Origin of the sequence: Streptomyces sp. NPDC002265, assembly GCF_040296125.1 — a bacterium.
Taxonomy (GTDB): Bacteria; Actinomycetota; Actinomycetes; order Streptomycetales; family Streptomycetaceae; genus Streptomyces.
The window spans coordinates 1-17,430 of sequence record NZ_JBEOWS010000203.1 but is presented as its reverse complement, the minus strand read 5'-3'; the positions used below and the strand labels follow the sequence as shown (position 1 = coordinate 17,430).

The 17,430-nt window shown below is 73.1% G+C and carries 19 protein-coding genes; 6 read left to right on the top strand and 13 right to left on the bottom strand.

From position 1 onward, the window contains the following. The 3 genes from ABT085_RS29425 to ABT085_RS29415 all read right to left on the bottom strand — a co-directional run. Positions 1-1,137: AAA family ATPase (locus tag ABT085_RS29425; protein ID WP_351614393.1), on the bottom strand; the 1,137-nt coding region annotated here is incomplete at its 3' end. Next, positions 1,134-2,297, bottom strand: a complete 1,164-nt coding sequence (locus tag ABT085_RS29420; RefSeq protein ID WP_351614390.1) for an exonuclease SbcCD subunit D — start codon at positions 2,295-2,297, stop codon at positions 1,134-1,136. The genes ABT085_RS29420 and ABT085_RS29425, both read right to left, overlap by 4 nt. Before the next feature lie 335 nt (positions 2,298-2,632). Then, positions 2,633-3,259: a YigZ family protein gene (locus tag ABT085_RS29415; RefSeq protein ID WP_351614388.1), complete on the bottom strand. Its 627-nt coding sequence runs from the start codon at positions 3,257-3,259 to the stop codon at positions 2,633-2,635. 125 nt (positions 3,260-3,384) lie between these two features. Between ABT085_RS29415 and ABT085_RS29410 the strand changes: the two genes are divergently transcribed. Further along, a complete protein-coding gene (locus ABT085_RS29410; RefSeq protein WP_351614386.1) occupies positions 3,385-5,391 on the top strand; it encodes an APC family permease in 2,007 nt (668 codons plus the stop codon). A 21-nt stretch (positions 5,392-5,412) separates the two neighbouring features. On the opposite strand, the gene ABT085_RS29405 is transcribed toward ABT085_RS29410, so the two are convergent. After that, positions 5,413-5,958, bottom strand: a complete 546-nt coding sequence (locus tag ABT085_RS29405) for a SixA phosphatase family protein (protein ID WP_351614383.1) — start codon at positions 5,956-5,958, stop codon at positions 5,413-5,415. Then, the gene (locus ABT085_RS29400; protein WP_351614380.1) at positions 5,955-6,683 is read right to left on the bottom strand and encodes a hypothetical protein; all 729 of its coding nucleotides are present in this window, start codon (positions 6,681-6,683) and stop codon (positions 5,955-5,957) included. The genes ABT085_RS29405 and ABT085_RS29400 overlap by 4 nt, the downstream gene beginning before the upstream one ends. 163 nt (positions 6,684-6,846) lie before the next feature. Between ABT085_RS29400 and ABT085_RS29395 the strand changes: the two genes are divergently transcribed. Next, complete coding sequence (locus ABT085_RS29395; RefSeq protein ID WP_351614378.1) at positions 6,847-7,254, top strand: CoA-binding protein; 408 nt, start codon at positions 6,847-6,849, stop codon at positions 7,252-7,254. Between the two features lie 40 nt (positions 7,255-7,294). Here ABT085_RS29395 and ABT085_RS29390 read toward each other — a convergent pair whose 3' ends face one another. Continuing rightward, on the bottom strand, positions 7,295-7,654 hold the full coding sequence (locus ABT085_RS29390) for an ArsR/SmtB family transcription factor (protein ID WP_351614375.1): 360 nt from the start codon (positions 7,652-7,654) through the stop codon (positions 7,295-7,297). Between the two features lie 77 nt (positions 7,655-7,731). On the opposite strand from ABT085_RS29390, the gene ABT085_RS29385 reads away from it, so the two are divergent. After that, the gene (locus ABT085_RS29385) at positions 7,732-8,934 is read left to right on the top strand and encodes a cation diffusion facilitator family transporter (protein WP_502982830.1); all 1,203 of its coding nucleotides are present in this window, start codon (positions 7,732-7,734) and stop codon (positions 8,932-8,934) included. Positions 8,935-8,974: 40 nt separating this feature from the next. On the opposite strand, the gene ABT085_RS29380 is transcribed toward ABT085_RS29385, so the two are convergent. Continuing rightward, the gene (locus tag ABT085_RS29380) at positions 8,975-9,544 is read right to left on the bottom strand and encodes a YbaK/EbsC family protein (protein ID WP_351614372.1); all 570 of its coding nucleotides are present in this window, start codon (positions 9,542-9,544) and stop codon (positions 8,975-8,977) included. 43 nt (positions 9,545-9,587) lie between these two features. Then, complete coding sequence (locus tag ABT085_RS29375) at positions 9,588-10,160, bottom strand: helix-turn-helix domain-containing protein (protein ID WP_351614369.1); 573 nt, start codon at positions 10,158-10,160, stop codon at positions 9,588-9,590. Between the two features lie 135 nt (positions 10,161-10,295). Here ABT085_RS29375 and ABT085_RS29370 point away from each other — a divergent pair, with 135 nt between their 5' ends. Next, positions 10,296-11,153 carry an EamA family transporter gene (locus ABT085_RS29370; RefSeq protein ID WP_351614366.1) on the top strand — a complete coding sequence of 286 codons (858 nt, stop codon included), beginning with the start codon at positions 10,296-10,298 and terminating at the stop codon, positions 11,151-11,153. A gap of 45 nt (positions 11,154-11,198) precedes the next feature. Here the strand turns inward: ABT085_RS29370 and ABT085_RS29365 are convergent, their stop codons facing one another. After that, positions 11,199-11,990 carry an acyltransferase gene (locus tag ABT085_RS29365; RefSeq protein WP_351614363.1) on the bottom strand — a complete coding sequence of 264 codons (792 nt, stop codon included), beginning with the start codon at positions 11,988-11,990 and terminating at the stop codon, positions 11,199-11,201. A gap of 75 nt (positions 11,991-12,065) precedes the next feature. Between ABT085_RS29365 and ABT085_RS29360 the strand changes: the two genes are divergently transcribed. Continuing rightward, positions 12,066-12,596 (top strand): gamma carbonic anhydrase family protein, encoded by a 531-nt coding sequence (locus ABT085_RS29360; protein ID WP_351614360.1) that lies wholly within the window; start codon positions 12,066-12,068, stop codon positions 12,594-12,596. 90 nt (positions 12,597-12,686) lie between these two features. Here the strand turns inward: ABT085_RS29360 and ABT085_RS29355 are convergent, their stop codons facing one another. Next, on the bottom strand, positions 12,687-13,337 hold the full coding sequence (locus ABT085_RS29355) for a DedA family protein (protein ID WP_351614358.1): 651 nt from the start codon (positions 13,335-13,337) through the stop codon (positions 12,687-12,689). 94 nt (positions 13,338-13,431) lie between these two features. Then, on the bottom strand, positions 13,432-13,869 hold the full coding sequence (locus ABT085_RS29350; protein ID WP_351614396.1) for a DUF4442 domain-containing protein: 438 nt from the start codon (positions 13,867-13,869) through the stop codon (positions 13,432-13,434). Between the two features lie 134 nt (positions 13,870-14,003). Here ABT085_RS29350 and ABT085_RS29345 point away from each other — a divergent pair, with 134 nt between their 5' ends. Then, on the top strand, positions 14,004-15,053 hold the full coding sequence (locus ABT085_RS29345; RefSeq protein WP_351614356.1) for a DUF8017 domain-containing protein: 1,050 nt from the start codon (positions 14,004-14,006) through the stop codon (positions 15,051-15,053). A 164-nt stretch (positions 15,054-15,217) separates the two neighbouring features. On the opposite strand, the gene ABT085_RS29340 is transcribed toward ABT085_RS29345, so the two are convergent. Next, the gene (locus ABT085_RS29340) at positions 15,218-16,147 is read right to left on the bottom strand and encodes an MIP/aquaporin family protein (protein WP_351614355.1); all 930 of its coding nucleotides are present in this window, start codon (positions 16,145-16,147) and stop codon (positions 15,218-15,220) included. 235 nt (positions 16,148-16,382) lie between these two features. After that, positions 16,383-17,228 (bottom strand): spermidine synthase, encoded by an 846-nt coding sequence (locus tag ABT085_RS29335; protein ID WP_351614352.1) that lies wholly within the window; start codon positions 17,226-17,228, stop codon positions 16,383-16,385. Between the last annotated feature and the right edge of the window lie 202 nt (positions 17,229-17,430).

Sequence of the window (17,430 nt, the reverse complement as noted above, 5' to 3'; positions counted from 1 at the left end):
GCCGACCACCGCGGCGGCCCGGGGCGCGGCGGCCGCGAGTCCGGCCGCGCCCGCGTCCGCGAAGGTGCCGGGCAGCTGGGCGCGGGCGTGCGTCTCGGCGGCGGACGCCCTGCGGTGCTCGGCGTCGACGGCCTCGCGCAGCTCCAGTGCCGGGGCGACCGCCTCGGCCTTGCGGCCGCGCTCCATCCGGGACTGCTCCGCCCGGTGCGTGTCGCCCCGCTCCGCCAGGAGCGCGGCCCGCTGCCGCGCCTGGGCGAACCGCTGCTGCAACCGGGCCACTTCGCGTACGTCGGACAGTGCGCGCTCGGCGGCATGCTGCGCGCTCTCGGTGGCGGCGAGGCGGCATTGCGCGACGGTCAGTTCCTCGCGGGCGGTACTGCGGGCGACGGCGGCGGCGTTCAGCACGGCGTCGGCCAACCCCGGCTGCCCGGGGGTCAGTTCGGGCAGCTCCAGGGCGCCGCCCGCCGCCTGCTGCATCCGGTGGGCGTCCGCGAGCAACGCGGCGTCGCCCTCGCGCACCTGGGCCTCGGTGGCCTTCCTGCGGTCGGTCAGACGCTTCTCGACCTCGGCGAAGCGGCGCGTGTCGAAGAGGCGGCCGAGCAGCTTGCCGCGGGCCTCGGCGTCGGCGCGCAGGAACCGCGCGAAGTCGCCCTGCGGCAGCAGGACGACCTGGCAGAACTGCTCGCGGCTCATGCCGAGCAGCTGGGTGATCTCCTCGCCGATCTCCTGGTGCGAGCGGCTGAGGTCCTTCCAGGCGCCGGCGGCGGCGTCGTACTCGCGCAGCCAGGTCTGGGCCTTGTCGACCGTGGTGCCCGAGCCGCGCAGCTTGGCGCGCTCCCAGGGCGGCTGCCGGGTGATCTCCAACCGGCGCCCGGCCGCGGTCAGTTCGAGACGCACCTCGGTACGGGCGGCCGCCGCGGCGTGGTCGCTGCGCAGTGTCAGGCCCTGGGCGCCCTGGCGGGCGCCGGGGACGGCGCCGTAGAGCGCGTAGCAGACCGCGTCCAGGACGGAGGTCTTGCCCGAGCCGGTAGGGCCGTGCAGCAGGAAGAGACCGGCGGCGGACAGCGCGTCGAAGTCGACCGTCTGCGTCCCGCCGAACGGCCCGAAGGCGGTGATGTCCAGGCGGTGCAGCCTCACCGGGCCACCTCCCGCACGGCGTCGTCGGCGCGCACCGCGTCGAACGCGTCCCGCAGGACGTCCCGTTCCCGTTCGTCGGGCCCTGCGCCGCGCACATGCGCCACGAAGTCCTCCGCGATCTGCTGGTCGCTGCGGTCGGCGAGCCGTGCGGCGTACGACAGACCGGGGTCGTCCGGGGCGCGCTCGGGGTCGAAGACGAGGCTGAGGGTGTGCGGGAAGCGCTCGGCGAGCCGGGCCATGGGGTCGGCCGGGCGGACCGGGTCGGTGAGTGTCGCCTCGACCCACGCCTCCTCGTGCCGGGCGAGCGCGGGGTCGGCGAGAAGCTGCTCCAGCGGGCCCCGGATGCGGGCCAGCGCGCGGGGCGCCGGGCAGTCGACGCGCTCGGCGGTGACCGCGCCGCCGGCGTCGAGGTCGACGAGCCACATGCTCTTGCGGTGCTCCGCCTCCGAGAAGGAGTACGCCAGCGGGGAGCCGGAGTAGCGCACGCGCTCGGTGATCGTCTGGCAGCCGTGCAGATGGCCCAGGGCCACGTAGTCGACGCCGTCGAAGACCCCGGCGGGCACGGCGGCCACTCCGCCGACGGTGATGTCCCGCTCGCTGTCGCTGACCTCTCCCCCGGTGACGAAGGCATGGGCGAGGACGACGGAGCGGGTGCCCGGCGCCCGTCCGGCGAGGTCGGCGCGGACCCGCTCCATGGCGGCGGCGAGCACGGCCTCGTGCCCCGGCTTCGGCACCGCGAACTCGTCCTTGACCAGGGCGGGTTCGAGATACGGCAGGCCGTAGAAGGCCACGTCGCCGTGCGGGTCGGCCAGCACCACCGGTGTGCCGCAGGCCGACGGTTCGGTGCGCAGATGGATGCCGGCGCGGTCGATCAGCCCGGCGCCGACCCCCAGCCGGCGGGCGGAGTCGTGGTTGCCGGAGATCATCACGGTCGGCACGCCGAGACCGGCGAGCCGGTGCAGGGCGTCGTCGAACAGCTCGACCGCGCCGAGCGGGGGCACCGCCCGGTCGTAGACGTCTCCCGACACGACCACGACGTCCACGGCGTGTTCACGCACGGTCGTGACGAGGTGACCGATGAAGTCGGCCTGGGCGCCGAGCATGCCGACCCGGTGGAACGACCGGCCCAGATGCCAGTCGGACGTGTGCAGCAACCTCAAGAAACCGCTCCGACCTGCACGTCTCCCCCACCTGCGCCTTCTGGACCGATACCCGCGGGCACGCGGCGGAAGGCACCGGCGCGCACTCGGGCCGAACCGGCATGGACCCTCCGTTCGGCGTCCACCACGCTAACGCTTTTCGGCAACCGATCCCCCACGGATCCCGGTCCGTCACACCCGCACGACAGTCAATTGCCCGATATATCCGCATTGGGATGGTGGAGGCCGCCGCCGAGGTGAGCAACGAGATACGTCCCGGCACCACCGGAGCGCCAGCCGTCCGACGTCGGACGACGGCCCTCAGCCCTCAGCCCTCAGGCCTCAGCCCTCAGCCCTCAGGCGTCCCCGTACGCCTCGCCGCCCAGTTCGAACCCGGCGGTGCCGGCCGTCACGTCCGCGAGCCATCCCCGGAAGGCCGGCACGTCCGCGTCCGGCAGCCCGATCTCGATGGTGACCGCCTCCCCGTACCGCACGTCCCGTACCTCCCGCCCGGTCGAGCGCAGGTCGTTCTGGACCTTGCCCGCGCGCTGGTGGTCGACGGTCACCGTGGCCACCCGGAAGCGGCGCCGGGTCAGGGTGCCGAGCGCGTCCAGGGCCTCGCCTACGGCGCCTCCGTACGCCCGGATCAGGCCGCCCGCGCCGAGCTTGACGCCGCCGTAGTAGCGGGTGACGACGGCGACGACGTACCGCATGTCGCGGCGCAGCAGCATCTGGAGCATGGGGACCCCGGCCGTGCCGCCCGGCTCGCCGTCGTCGCTGGCCTTCTGGACGGAGGCGTCGGCTCCGATGACGTAGGCCCAGCAGTTGTGCGTGGCGTCGGCGTGCTCCCTGCGGACGGCGGCCACGAAGTCCTGCGCCTCCTGCTCGGTGGCCGCCGGGGCGAGCGCGCACAGGAAGCGGGAACGGTTGACCTCGGTCTCGTGCACACCCGGGTGGGCGACGGTGCGGTACTGGTCCTGCATCCGGCCAGCCTAGACGGAGCCCGGGAGAGCGCTCGTACGGCCGCTCGTACGGTCGCCCGTGCGGTCGCCCGCGTCGCGGGTGCGGGCGACGATGTGGGGAGGTCCGCAAGACGGGAGACACCGGCATGACCGGCACGCACGTGGGGAGCACCGGCGGTGCCGGGGCCACCCCGTCGAGCCCCACCGCGTCGGGCGGCACCGCGCGCCAGGCCCGCTGGCGGGCCTGGCTGCTGGAGGGCCTGAGCGAGCAGACCGCGCGGCACCCCGGCCCGCACGCGAAGGCGCGGGCCGGGCAGGAGGGCCACCGGTGGTGGCGGGTGATGTGCCTGACCGGTGTCGACTACTTCTCCACGCTCGGCTACCAGCCGGGCATCGCGGCGCTCGCCGCCGGTCTGCTGTCCCCGCTCGCGACCATGGTGCTGATCGCGCTGACCCTGTTCGGCGCGCTGCCGGTCTACCGCCGGGTGGCGCGCGAGAGCCCGCACGGCGAGGGGTCGATCGCCATGCTGGAGCGGCTGCTGTCGTGGTGGTCGGGGAAGATCTTCGTGCTGGTGCTGCTGGGCTTCGCGGCGACCGACTTCATCATCACCATCACGCTGTCGGCGGCGGACGCCGCCGCGCACGTGGTGGAGAACCCGTTCGCGCCGCCGTGGCTCCAGGGCGAGAACCTGTGGATCACTCTGGTGCTGGTGGGTCTGCTGGGCGGGGTGTTCCTGAAGGGTTTCCGGGAGGCGATCGGCATCGCGGTGGTGCTGGTGGCGACGTATCTGACCCTGAATCTGGTGGTGCTCGGCGTCTCCGCGTGGGAGGTGTTCACCGAACCGGTGCGCATCCACGACTGGATCGACGCGCTGAGCGCGCAGCACTCCTCGCCCCTGATGATGGTCGGCCTGGCGCTGCTGGTCTTCCCGAAGCTGGCCCTCGGCATGTCCGGCTTCGAGACAGGTGTGGCCGTGATGCCGCAGGTCAGGGGCGCTCCGACGGATACGTACGAGAACCCGGCGGGCCGTATCCACGGCACCCGCCGGCTGCTCACCACGGCCGCGCTGATCATGAGCTGCTTCCTGCTGCTGTCCAGCCTGGCCACGACGATCCTCATTCCGCAGTCGGAGTTCAAGAACGGCGGCAAGGCCAACGGCCGTGCGCTGGCCTATCTCGCTCACGAGCATCTCGGCCAGGTGTTCGGCACGGTGTACGACGTCTCGACGATCACGATCCTGTGGTTCGCGGGCGCCTCCGCGCTGGCCGGGCTGCTGAACCTCGTACCGCGCTATCTGCCGCGCTACGGCATGGCCCCCGAGTGGACGCGTGCGGTGCGTCCGCTGGTGCTGGTCTACATGACGGCGGCGGTGCTCATCACCCTGTGGTTCGACGCGAACGTGGACCGGCAGAGCGGCGCGTACGCGACCGGTGTGCTGGTGCTGATGCTGTCGGCGGCGTTCGCCTCCACGGTCGCCGTGCACCGGCGTGGCCGCCGCCGTGCCGCGCTCGGGTTCGGCGCGATCACCGCCGTGTTCGCGTACACGCTGGTGGCGAACGTGATCGAGCGGCCGGACGGCATCAAGATCGCGGCGATCTTCATCGTGGCGATCCTGGTGACCTCGTTCGTCTCGCGGGTGCACCGTGCCTTCGAACTGCGTGTCGCCGAGGTCGTCCTCGACGAGCCCGCGCGGCGGATCGTCGACGGGGCGGCCCGGGCCGGCCCGCTGCGGCTGATCGCGAACGAACCGGTGGAGCACACCCGGCGGGAGTACCGGGCCAAGGAGCACGCGCAGCGCGGCCACACCCCCATCCCGAAGGGCGGCCCGGTGCTGTTCCTGGAGGTGTTCGTGCGGGACTCCTCGGACTTCAGCGCCGACGTCACCGTGCGCGGCGACGAGATGCACGGCGTACGGCGGCTGCGGGCGCAGGGCCCGACCGTGCCCAACACCATCGCGGCGGTGCTGCTGGCCCTGCGCGACCGCACCGGCGAGGTGCCGCACGCCTACTTCAGCTGGACGGAGGGCAACCCCGTCAGCCATCTGATCCGGTTCCTGGTCTTCGGCGACGGCGAGGTCGCGCCGGTCACCCGGGAGGTGCTGCGCCGCGCGGAACAGTCCCCGCAGCGCAGGCCGTACGTCCATGTGGGCTGAGGCCGGATCACCGGGGAAGCGCTAGCTCAGCCGCCGGCCCCTCGGCACCGTCATCGACGTCAGCAGCGCCGAGCCCGGGGCGAGCGCCCGCCAGGTGCTCCCGTACCAGGCGAGGACCGCGATCGCCGAGGTCGGGAACTTCGCCCGGACCTCGTCGAGCGCACCGTCGAGGCCGTCGTCGGCCAGGTCGAGGACGAGTTCCTCCAGGCCGGGATTGTGGCCGATCAGCAGCAGTGTCTCGATCTCGGGCGGTGTCTCGCGCACCACGTCCAGCAGTTCCGTCGCATCGGCCCCGTACAGCCGCGGTTCGTAGCGCACCGGCGGCGGGGTACCCCACTCGGCGGCGGCCAGGTCCCAGGTCTGCCGGGCACGCAGGGCGGGCGAGCACAGGGCGAGGTCGGGCAGGAAGTCGGCCTCGGCGAGGGCCCGGCCCGCGGCCGGGGCGTCCCGGCGGCCGCGCGGCGCGAGCGGCCGCCGGTGGTCGGGCACGCCCTCCGGCCAGGCGGACTTGGCGTGCCGCAGCACGACCAGGCGGCGCAGCGGTCCCGCCCCGGCGCGCGCGGTCATACCAGGGTTCCCAGGTCGCGGGTGAGCTCCAGGCCCAGCAGCCGGTCGGCATAGGCGTACGTCTCGAAGCGGGCGCCGTCCGGCAGGTCCGGCCCGGCCTCCTCCACCCAGCGCAGCACGTTCAGGACCTCGGGCACGTCCAGGTCGTCCTCCCAGGCGGTGCGCAGCCGTACGCGCACCTCGTCGGGGACCGGCCGGGAGGGGCGGGTGGCCCAGCCCGCGACCGCGCGGCGCCAGCGCCCCAGGGTGCGCTCGGCGTCCGTCAGGGCGGCCGGTCCGAGCCGGAGGGGCGCGCCGCGCGGATGGCCGAGCAGCGCCAGCCGCAACACGGTCGGGTCGGTGCCCTGCGGGACCCCCGCCCCTTCGGGGAGGACGGGCGCGACCTCGACCCGGACGCCGTCGGGCACGGCGCCGCCCGTGCCCACCACGTGGAGGACCTGGGCCTCGCCCAGTCCGGTCCCGATGTCCCGCGCGTCCTCGAAGGGCCGCACCCCGAGGGCCGCGGCGCCCGCGCGCAGCTCGGCCGCCTCGCGCGGTGCGGTCAGCAGCGCCCACACCGGCGTACCGCCGAGTTCGAGGGCGCGTACGAGCAGGTCGGTGACGAGCAGCAGGCGCAGGGCGGTGATGTCGAACCCGGGCACGTGCGCCTCGACCCGGGTCAGGCCCCGGCGGACCGGGGCGGCGTCGACGAGTTCGCCAATACGGGCGTCGATGATGCGGAGCACGAGGTGAGCGTAGGCGGGTGGAGGCCCTCGCGCAGACAGGCTGCGCGGAATCAGGACATCGAACCGGTGCCGCGGGCGGGACACGGCCGCCGGAATCCCACCGCGTACCGTGCTGTTGTCCCCGGGAGAGCTCTTTTCCCCGTCTGTGTCGAGGAGGCCGCCGGTGTACGGCGACGAGGCAACGATCCGCAAGATACTCACCGAGCTCGGTGACACCTGGGCCGTGGTGGGCCTGTCGTCCAACCGCGGCCGCGCCGCGTACGGCGTCGCCGAGGTGCTCCAGCGCTTCGGCAAGCGTGTCGTCCCCGTGCATCCCAAGGCGGAGACCGTGCACGGCGAGCGCGGCTACGCGTCGCTCGCGGACATCCCCTTCGACGTGGACGTGGTCGATGTGTTCGTCAACGGCCACCTCGCCGGGGCGGTCGCCGACGAGGCGGTCGCCAAGGGGGCGCGGGCGGTCTGGTTCCAGCTCGGCGTCGTCGACGAGGAGGCGTACGACCGCACCCGGGCCGCGGGCCTGGAGATGGTGATGGACCACTGCCCGGCGATCGAGATCCCGCGGCTGGGCTGAGCGCCGCTCCCTCCGGAAGGGCCGCTGCGCCGGCCGTGGGTCAGTCGTGCACGGGCTGGTCGCGGAGCCGGTGGTCGGCCACGTCGAGCGCCTCGTCCAGCAGGCGGCGCAGATGGCCGTCGCGCAGCGCGTAGACGACCCGGCGGCCCTCCTTGCGGGTGCTCACCAGTCCGGCGAGCCGCAGCCGTGCCAGATGCTGGCTCACGGCCGGCCGCGCCGCGCCGCACGCCTCCGTGAGCGTGGTGACGTCCGCCTCCCCGGCCGCCAGCGCGTGCAGCAGGGTGAGGCGGGTGCGGTCGCCGAGCAGGGCGAGGATCTCGGCCGCGAGGGCGAAATGGTCCTCGCCGGGGGTACGCGGATGACCGTGATGCGCAGACGACAGGTGCATGTGTGCGCTCATGCGCACATAATGGCGTCGAGGGCGGGGTCGCGTCCACTCCCGCGCACCTGCGCCCGGCGCACCGGAAGGGGACCGCCGTGAGCGACCGTCACGACAAGGAACTTGAGCAGGACCACGGGCACGGCCACGGTCGTGGTCATGTGCATCACGGCGGGCACGGGACCGGTCCTGCCCGCCACGACGGGCACGGGTCCGGCCCCGCCCGCCGTCAGGACCGGGGGACGGCCCGTCATGACCACGGACACCCCCACCACCGGGAGCACCTCCCCGGCCCCGAGCGGGCCCGTCCGGCCGGCCGGCTGCGGCACCGCCTCTCCCATCTCCTGACGCCCCACTCCCACGAGACAGCCGACCGGCTCGACCCCGCCCTGGAGTCCTCGGCCCGGGGGCTGCGCGCGCTGTGGGTGTCGCTGGCCGTGCTCGCGGGGACGGCGGTGGTGCAGGCGGCGGTCGTGGTGCTCTCCGGGTCGGTGGCGCTGCTCGGCGACACGGTGCACAACGCCGCGGACGCGCTGACCGCCGTACCGCTCGGCATCGCCTTCGTGCTGGGCCGACGGGCCGCGACCCGCCGCTTCACCTACGGCTACGGCCGCGCCGAGGACCTGGCGGGCCTGGTGATCGTGCTGACGATCGGCGCGTCGGCGGCCTTCGCGGGCTGGACGGCGTTCGAGCGGCTGCTGTCCCCGCGGCCCGTCGAGCACCTCCCGGCGGTCGCCCTGGCCGCTCTGGCCGGCTTCGCGGGCAACGAGTGGGTGGCCCGGCACCGGATCCGGGTCGGCCGCTCGATCGGTTCGGCCGCGCTGGTCGCCGACGGGCTGCACGCCCGTACCGATGGTTTCACCTCACTGGCGGTGCTGGCCGGCGCCGGCGGCTCGGCGCTCGGCTGGCAGGCGGCCGACCCGGTGGTCGGGCTGGCGATCACGGCCGCGATCGCGCTGATGCTGCGGGACGCGGCGCGTGAGGTGTTCCGGCGGGTGATGGACGCAGTGGACCCGGCCCTGGTGGACCGGGCCGAGCGGGCGCTGTCGGCGGTCGAGGGGGTGCGCGGGGTCGGCGAGCTGCGGCTGCGCTGGATCGGGCACCGGCTGCGCGCCGAGGTGGCCGTGGTGGTGGACGGCGAGGCGACCGTGCGGCAGGCGCACGCGATCGCCGTGGACGCCGAGCACGCCCTGCTGCACGCCGTGCCCCGGCTCACCGCGGCCCTGGTGCACGCCGATCCGGCGCCGGTCGCGGGCCAGGCCGACCCGCATCTCGTGCTGGCCCATCACGCGCAGGCGTGACCTTCACGCGCAGGCATGACCTTCACGCGCAGGCATGACCTCAGGCCGCGCCCAGGACCTGTCCCAGCCCCTCCAGCACGACCGCGCCCGGCAGTTGCGCGAACGCCTTGCCGGGCACCAGCAGTTTGCCGCGCCTGCGGCCGCTGCCGACCAGGACGTACGGCACGTCGACGACCGCCGAGTCCACCAGCACCGGCCAGTCGGCGGGCAGCCCGATCGGGGTGATCCCGCCGTACTCCATGCCGGTCTCCCCCGTCGCCGTGTCCATGGGCGCGAACGAGGCCTTGCGGGCACCGAGTTGCCGGCGCACCACGCCGTTGACGTCGACGCGGGTGGTGGACAGGACCACGCACGCGGCCAGGGTGGTCTCGCTGCCGCGCTTGCCGGCGACGACCACGCAGTTCGCGGACCGCTCCAGCAGGTCCCGGCCGTAGTGCTCCACGAAGACGGCGGTGTCGGCCCACCGCGGGTCGGTCTCGACGTAGAGGATCTCGTCGGCGGGGACGGTGCCGCTCCAGCGGCGTACGGCGTCGGCGACCGGGCCGGTGAGCTCGTCGAGGCAGTCGGGGGCGGGGGTGGCGTGGTCGAAGTCTCCGATGGGTGCGCGCATGGCCGCACGGTAACAGCCGTCCGGCGGTGGTCCCGGGGGCGTCTCAGCGCACGGGCGGGACGGAGACCGCCATCACCATCTCCATCGGGACGTCGCCCCGGTTGCCGTACGTGTGCGGGCTGTCGGCCTCGAAGGACGCGCTCGCGCCGGTCGGCACGACATGGTCCACGCCGTCGACGGTGAGGGTCAGTTCCCCCGCCGTGACATGGACGAGCTCGACCGTGCCGACGGGATGCGGGTCGGAGGGGCTGCTCTCACCGGGCATCAGCCGCCAGTCCCACATCTCCACCGGTCCGGGGGCCTCGGCTCCCGCGAGCAGCCGGTTGTAGCTGCCCGCGTCCGTGTGCCACAGCCGTACGGCCTGCTCGGCGGGGACGACGCGCACCTTCGGGCCCTGTTCGTAGTCGAGCAGGGTGGTGATGCTGATGCCGAGGGCGTCGCCGATCTTGACGACCGTGCCGATGCTGGGGTTGGTGCGGGCCTGCTCGATCTGGATGAGCATGCCGCGGCTGACGCCGGCCCGCGCGGCGAGCGCGTCCAGGGTGAAGCCGCGGTCGGTGCGCCAGCGCTTGACGTTGCGCGCCAGGGACTGGGTCAGCAGGTCGAGATCCGACACGTTCCGTCCAATATCTGGTGTGACCGGATATCCGGAGAGCACCCGGGGTTCAGTATGTTGAATGACAGGGTTCACCTCATTGAACTACTGTGTGGTGCACCCGATCGTTCACCGAACTGTACTGCGAGGCACCCTGTGACAGCACTCTTCGCCCTGGCCACCAGCCTGCTGTGGGGCTTGGCCGACTTCGGCGGCGGGGTGCTGACCCGGCGGATCCCGGCGCTGTCCGTCGTCGTGGTCTCCCAGGGGATCGCCGCGGTCGTGCTCGGCACGATCGTGGCGGCCACCGGAGGCTGGAGCGAGGCCGGACCACAGCTGTGGTTCGCGTTCGCCGCCGGTCTGGTCGGCCCGGTCGCGCTGCTGTCCTTCTACAAGGCGCTCGCCCTGGGCCCGATGGGAGTCGTCTCCCCGCTGGCCACCCTGAGCGTCGCCGTCCCCGTCGGCGTGGGGCTCTGCCTCGGCGAGCGCCCCGGGCTGACGCAGGCCGCGGGGATCGCCGTCGCCGTCACCGGGGTCGTGCTCGCGGGCGGGCCGCAGCTCAAGGGCGCCGGTGTGCAGCGCCGGGCGATCCTGCTGACGCTGGTCGCCGCGCTCGGTTTCGGCACGGTCTTCGCGCTGATCGCCGAGGCGTCGACCACGGTCACCGGCCTGTTCCTGGCCCTGTTCGTACAACGGCTGACGAACGTGGCCGTGGGCGGCGCCGCGCTGTACGCCTCCGTGCGCCGTGGCGGCCCGGCTCTTCCGGCGAGCGGCTTCCCCTGGGCCTCGCTCCCGGCGCTCGCCTTCGTCGGCCTCGCCGACGTCGCGGCCAACGGCACGTACTCCGTGGCCGCCCAGCACGGGCCGATCACGATCGCCGCCGTGCTCGCCTCGCTCTACCCGGTGGTGACCGCGCTGGCCGCGCGCGGCTTCCTCAGGGAACGGCTGCGCGCCGTCCAGGCGGCGGGCGCGGGTCTGGCCCTGGTGGGCACGCTGCTGCTGGCGACCGGCTGAGCCTCGTGCGGCACCGCGCTCCCCGCTCCCCCGCCCTGAAAGGGCTCAGGGCTCCAGCCGGGCCAGTTTCGCCACCGTCTCCTCGTCGAGGCCCGACAACGCCACCAGCTGGTCGGAAGTGACCCCGTCCGGGACCGGCACCGGCGCGGGCGTGCGCAGCGGCGGCTGCCAGCCCTCGGCCGGCGTCCAGCGCCGTACGACCCGGGCGGGCGCCCCGGCCACCACGGCGTGGTCGGGCACGGTCCCCCGGACGACCGCGCCCGCGGCCACCACGACGTTGCGTCCGATCCGGGCACCCGGCAGGATCACCGCCCCGGTGCCTATCCAGCAGCCCGGTCCGATCTCCACCGGCTCCATCCGGGGCCACTGCTTGCCGATGGGCTCGTGCGGGTCGTCGTAGGAGTGGTTGGTGGAGGTCACGTAGACGTACGGCCCGAAGTAGCAGTCGCTGCCGATGGTGACCGTCGTGTCGGCGATGACATGGCTGCCGCGGCCGAGCACGACGCCGTCGCCGATGCGCAGGATCGGGTCCGGGCCCAGATCGAGGTCGGGCATCAGGCCCGCGGTGAGGGTGACCTGTTCGGCGACGATGCAGTGGGAGCCGAGATGGATCCACGGCTCGCCGAACACGGTGCCGAGCGGGAAGGCGAGCCGGGTGGCCGGGCCGATCGAGCCGAAGCGGAAACGCCCCGGGTGTTCGGCGCTGACGGAGCCCGCGCGCTGCGCCCAGGCCCAGCCGGCGTGGACGGCCCGCTGCGCGACGCGGCGCCACCAGGATGAGAACGTGTTCTTGCGCTTCGGCACCCGCTCACCGTAGTCGGCGCCTGCCGAGCCCATGGCGTCCGCGCCCTGTGATCTTCACCCCACCGGTGGCGTACGGTGCCGGTGTACGACGGACACGAGGAGACGGCGATGACGCACAGGGCGCTGATCACAGGCATCGGCGGCAGGGAACCGAGGGTGGACGCGGAGGCCTTCACGGCCCCCACGTCCACGGTGATCGGCGACGTGACACTGGAGGCCGGGGCGAGCGTCTGGTACGGGGCGGTGCTGCGCGGCGACGTGGAGCGGATCTCGGTCGGCGCGGACAGCAACATCCAGGACAACTGCACCCTGCACGCCGACCCCGGCTTCCCCGTGTCGGTGGGCGAGCGGGTGTCCGTCGGGCACAACGCCGTCGTGCACGGGGCGACGGTCGGCGACGACTGTCTGATCGGCATGGGCGCGACGGTGCTGAACGGCGCGGTGATCGGTGCCGGCTCGCTGGTCGCGGCGCAGGCCCTGGTGCCTCAGGGGATGCAGGTGCCGCCGGGCTCCCTGGTCGCGGGCGTCCCCGCGAAGGTCCGGCGGGTGCTGACCGAGGAGGAGCGGCAGGGCATCACGCTGAACGGCACGATGTACGCGGAACTGGCCAAGGCCCACCGCGAGGTGCACGGGAGCTGAGGGCGCTCCCGGCGAAAGCGGGGCCCGGCGGGCCCCGCTTCTGTCCGTAGCTCTCGGTCCGCCTCTGTTCGGCGAGTCCTCGGCCTCCGTCTATTCGGCGGCCGGAACGGCCTCACGCTCGTCCGCCGTCTGCCGCGCCGCCGTCTTCTTCGCACGGCGCTTGATCACCAGCAGCGACGTCAGTCCGACGAGCACGGCCGCGGCCAGCCCCAGGTACGAGAACCGCTTGAGCCAGTCCTCGGCGACGAGCCCGACGTAGTAGACGACCGCCGTCGTGCCACCAGCCCAGGCGATCCCGCCGAGCACGTTGGCGACGAGGAACTTCCAGTACGGCATCCGCAGCACGCCCGCGAGCGGGCCGGCGAAGATGCGCAGCAGGGCGACGAAGCGGCCGAAGAAGACGGCCCACATGCCCCACTTCTCGAAGGACCGCTCGGCGGTGGCGATGTGCGCCTCGCCGAAGTGCCGGGGGAACTTGTTGCCGAGCCAGGCCAGCAGGGGCCGTCCGCCCTTGCGGCCGATGGCGTAGCCGATGGAGTCGCCGATCACCGCACCGGCGACCGCGCAGGCGCCGAGCACGAAGGGGTTGACTCCCCCGTGCTGCGAGGACAGCAGGGCCGCCGACACCAGGACGATCTCCCCCGGCAGCGGGATGCCCAGGCTCTCCACTCCGATGACGAGGGCCACCACGGCGTAGACGGCACCGGCGGGCACCGTGTCGAGCCATTCCTGGACGTGCACCGCGGCTTCCTCCCGTTGTGTCCCGTGTCTCCCGGCGCGCGCCGGGAAGGGCGCACGCCGGGAAGCCTACCGGGTCAGCCGAACGGGCCGGTGTTCAGCTGTTGGGGCGCAGGGTCCACAGGACCGTCATCTCCGTGGTCACGGCGCCGTCCTCGCGCTGGATGGCGACGGTGACGGGGAATTCCGGACGCTTGCCCTCGTCGAGTTCGGCGACGACCTCCGCGATCGGGCGGCCGAGCGTGGCCGTGGCCCGCACCGGGCCGAGCGCGATCTTCTTGAAGGCGATCTGGGCGTTGACCGGCAGCGGCACGGCGCGGTCGAGCTGGTCCCCGAAGGCCGCCAGGACGATCGCGCCGCTGGCCGACTCGCCGAGAGTGAACATCGCTCCGGCGTGCGGCCCACCGACGTGGTTGCGGTACTCGCTCTGGTCCGGGAGGGCGAGGACGGCCCGCTCCGGGGTGGTCTCCAGGTACTCCAGGTTCAGGGTCCGAACCATGGGAACCGTGGCGGCGAGCATCTCGCCGATCGACATCTGGTCTGCGCTCATGAGCCAGATGTTACCCATGGGTAGTCTTCGCTGGCCAGATCCGGGGCTCCGGCATCGGTACGTGCCTGACAAAGGGCGGTGACCGATTCGTGTCCCCGGCGGCACTAGGGTTGCTCGCCATGTGGCCAGGACAGCAGCCGCCCGGGGGCGAGCAGAACCCGCAGGGACAGAACCCTCAGGGACAGAACCCGCAGGGACAGAACAACCCGTACCAGCAGCCGGGGTACCAGCAGCCGAATCCGTATCAGCAGCCCGGCTATCAGCAGCCCAACCCGTATGAGCAGCAGCCCCAGTGGGGTCAGCCCATACCCGCCGGCGCGCCCCAGCCGCAGCCGGGCGGCGGCGGTGGCGGCAACCGGACCAAGCTGGTCGCGATCCTGGCCGCGACGGCCGTCGTCGTGGCGGCCGGCGTCACCGGCTACCTGGTCCTGGGCAAGGACAAGGACGAGGTCGAGGTCTACGGCAAGGACAAGAAGCCCAGCGCTTCCGCGTCCACGACGCCCGGCGACCCGAGCGCCACGGCGTCCGGTGCGGACGACAACCCGCGCGGCAACGAGACCGAGAAGCCGACGGTGGCGGGCTGGAAGGTCGTGGTGAACCCCAAGTGGGGCATCGCCTTCGACGTGCCGGCCGACTGGGAGGTCCAGTCCCCCGGTCTGAGCATCGGTTTCGAGGAGGACAACTCGGACGACGGCAAGCCGATCATCATCATGTCCGGGACGGCCGAGTACCAGTCGAAGTGGTGCACGTCCGACGACGACAAGGACGGCCGGACCGAGGACACCCCGCTGGCCGTGGTGGGCACCAAGGGCGGCGGCGGAGCCAAGAGCACCGACGAGGTGGCGGTCAACACCCCGGCGTGGTGGGTGTACGGCGGCTACACCCAGCCGGACAAGAAGTCGATCACGTTCGACAAGAAGGCCACGCCCTACACGACCACTTCCGGCGTCCAGGGCAGTTACGCCTGGGCACAGTCCGCCAAGACGCCCCAGAAGGGCAAGTGCGCCAGCGACGGCAAGGCGATCACGTTCGGGTTCAAGAACTCCGCCGACGACTTCGTCTCCTGGAACCTGTACGGGGCCACGGGCGTCGACAAGGAGGTCCCGAAGGCGACCATCATGAAGATCCTCAGCACGGTCCGGCTGCACGGGGACCCGACCCGCAGCTGACCGGCAAGGCTCGGCCGCGGCCCCGGTGTTCCACGCCCACGGCCGACGGGTGACGTCACGGCGCCTGCCCGCGCCCGCGGTTCACCCGCCGGTCCGGGCAAGGCCGCCCGGCCGTGCGGCTGTTCGCCGCCCCTGCTCTCCTGGTCGTGCGCGGGGCCGACGTTCTACTGGTCGTGCGCGGGGCCGACCTCGAGCTCGGCGCCCTCCCGGGCGCGCAGGTGCAGGACGTCGCCGATGAACAGGTCGTAGACCAGCACCCCGATCACACCGCCGACCAGGGGGCCGACGATCGGAATCCAGAAGTAGCCGCTGAACGACCCCGCCAGGGTCCCCGGCATCGCCAGATCCCCCCACCCCGCGGCCCAGGTGAACAGGCGGGGACCGAGGTCACGGGCCGGGTTGATGGCGTATCCGGCGTTCGCCCCGTAGGACATGCCGATCGCCGCGACGACGAATCCGACGATCAGCGGACCCAGATTCGCTCTCACCGCGGTATTGCGCAGATCGATGACGGCGACGATCAGCATCACCAGGAAAGCCGTGCCCACGATCTGGTCGATCAGCGGACCCCAGATTCCGCCGTGGAAATACGGCGCGGGAAACGTCCCGAAAATGGAGAACGACGCGAGCGTGTGCCCGTTGGTCTTCGGGCCCTTCATCGCCCCGTCGAACGTGTTGATCGCGTCGTGGTAGACCGCGTACACGAGTGCGGCCCCCGTGAACGCGCCGATCAGTTGCGACAGCATGTACGGCGCGACCTTGACCCAGGCGAACCTGCGCCGCACCGCGAACGCCAGCGTCACCGCCGGATTGAGGTGTGCTCCGCTCACCCCGCCGGCCACGTACACCCCGAAGACGACCGCGAACGCCCAGCCCCAGGTGATCAGCAGCCAGTCCCCGGCTCCCCAGAAGAACGTCGTCGGCCCCGACGTACGGCCCGATCCCGGCAGTGCCGCGACCGTCATGGCCACCACGCCGCAGCCGAAGGCGATGAGGACAAGGGTCCCCAGGAACTCGGCCAGGCATTCGCCCCACAGACCTTCCCGACGTCTGAGGCGGGAGGGCTTGATCAGCGGCGAGATCTCCGCAGCCATGGTTCCTCCAAGACCGTCGTCAAGACCGTCATCCGAGGCGCCGAAGAGCGCTGGATCCCCTCCCTCCGATGGGGGTCATACTACCGTCGCCAGAACTTCCGGGCGCGACGGCGGCATTTCCGCACCCCGGTCCGACAGCCGAATACGAGGGGAAATCAGGGGGTGTCAACCCTGTTCCGCGCTCCTCCTTTTGCGCATCGCGCCATTCTGTGCATCCCGCTTTTCCGCCGGTTCTTCAGCCGATACCGAAAGCGCCGTCAGGGGGTACGGGCGAAGGTACGGCGTCCTCGTCCCGTACCGGGCGCGCGTCGCCCATGAAGTCGCGCAGCGCCGCCCCGTGTTCGACGCGCGCCGGAAAGGCGTCGGCGGCGGTCCGGCGGGCCAGGGCGGCGGTGTCGAGCGGGTGCCGCGCGGCGACGAGCACCGCGTTCCCGAAGCGGCGGCCGCGCAGCACGCCCGGCTCGGCGATCAGCGCGAGTTCCGGGAACACCGCCGCGAAGGTGGCGAGTTGGGAGCGCAGGAAGGCGAACGGAGCGGCGTCGGCGAGGTTGGCCAGGTAGACACCGCCCTCACGCAGGACCCGCCCGGCCTCGCGGGCGTAGCCGAGGGACGTGAGATGCGCGGGGACGCGGGAGCCGCCGAAGACATCGGCGACCAGGACGTCGGCCGAGTCGTCGGGGGCGGCCTCCAGCCAGCGGCGGGCGTCGGCGGCGTGCAGGGTGACGCCCGCGCCGTCCGGGAGCGGCAGATGCTCGCCGACCAGGTCCAGCAGACCCCGGTCGGCCTCGACGACGTCCTGCCGGGATCCGGGCCTCGTCGCGGCCAGGTAGCGGGGCAGGGTGAACGCGCCTCCGCCCAGGTGCAGCGCGTCCAGCGGACGCCCGGCCCGGGTGACGGTGTCCAGGACGTGCCCGAGCCGGCGCGCGTACTCGAACTCCAGGTGCGTCGGCTCGTCCAGGTCGACGTACGACTGCGGTGCCCCGTCGACGGTCAGCAGCCAGGCCCGCTCCCGGTCGACGTCGGGCATCAGCTTGGCGAACCCGTGGTCGACGGCTCGGCTTACGGGTATGGGCTCGTTCACCGTCCCATTGTGCCCGCGCCGCCGGCCCCGACCGGCCCGTCCCCGCCCCGGACGGCGCGCCTGGCACGGTGACCGCCCCGGACCCGGGCACGGGGACACGCTCGGTCCCCGGGCCCGGGGGGTCGCGGTCCCCGCGCCCGGGCGGCGGGGCGGGACTCGGCCGCGGGGACGCTCCCCGCGCCGCCCGGCCGGCCGCCCGCGC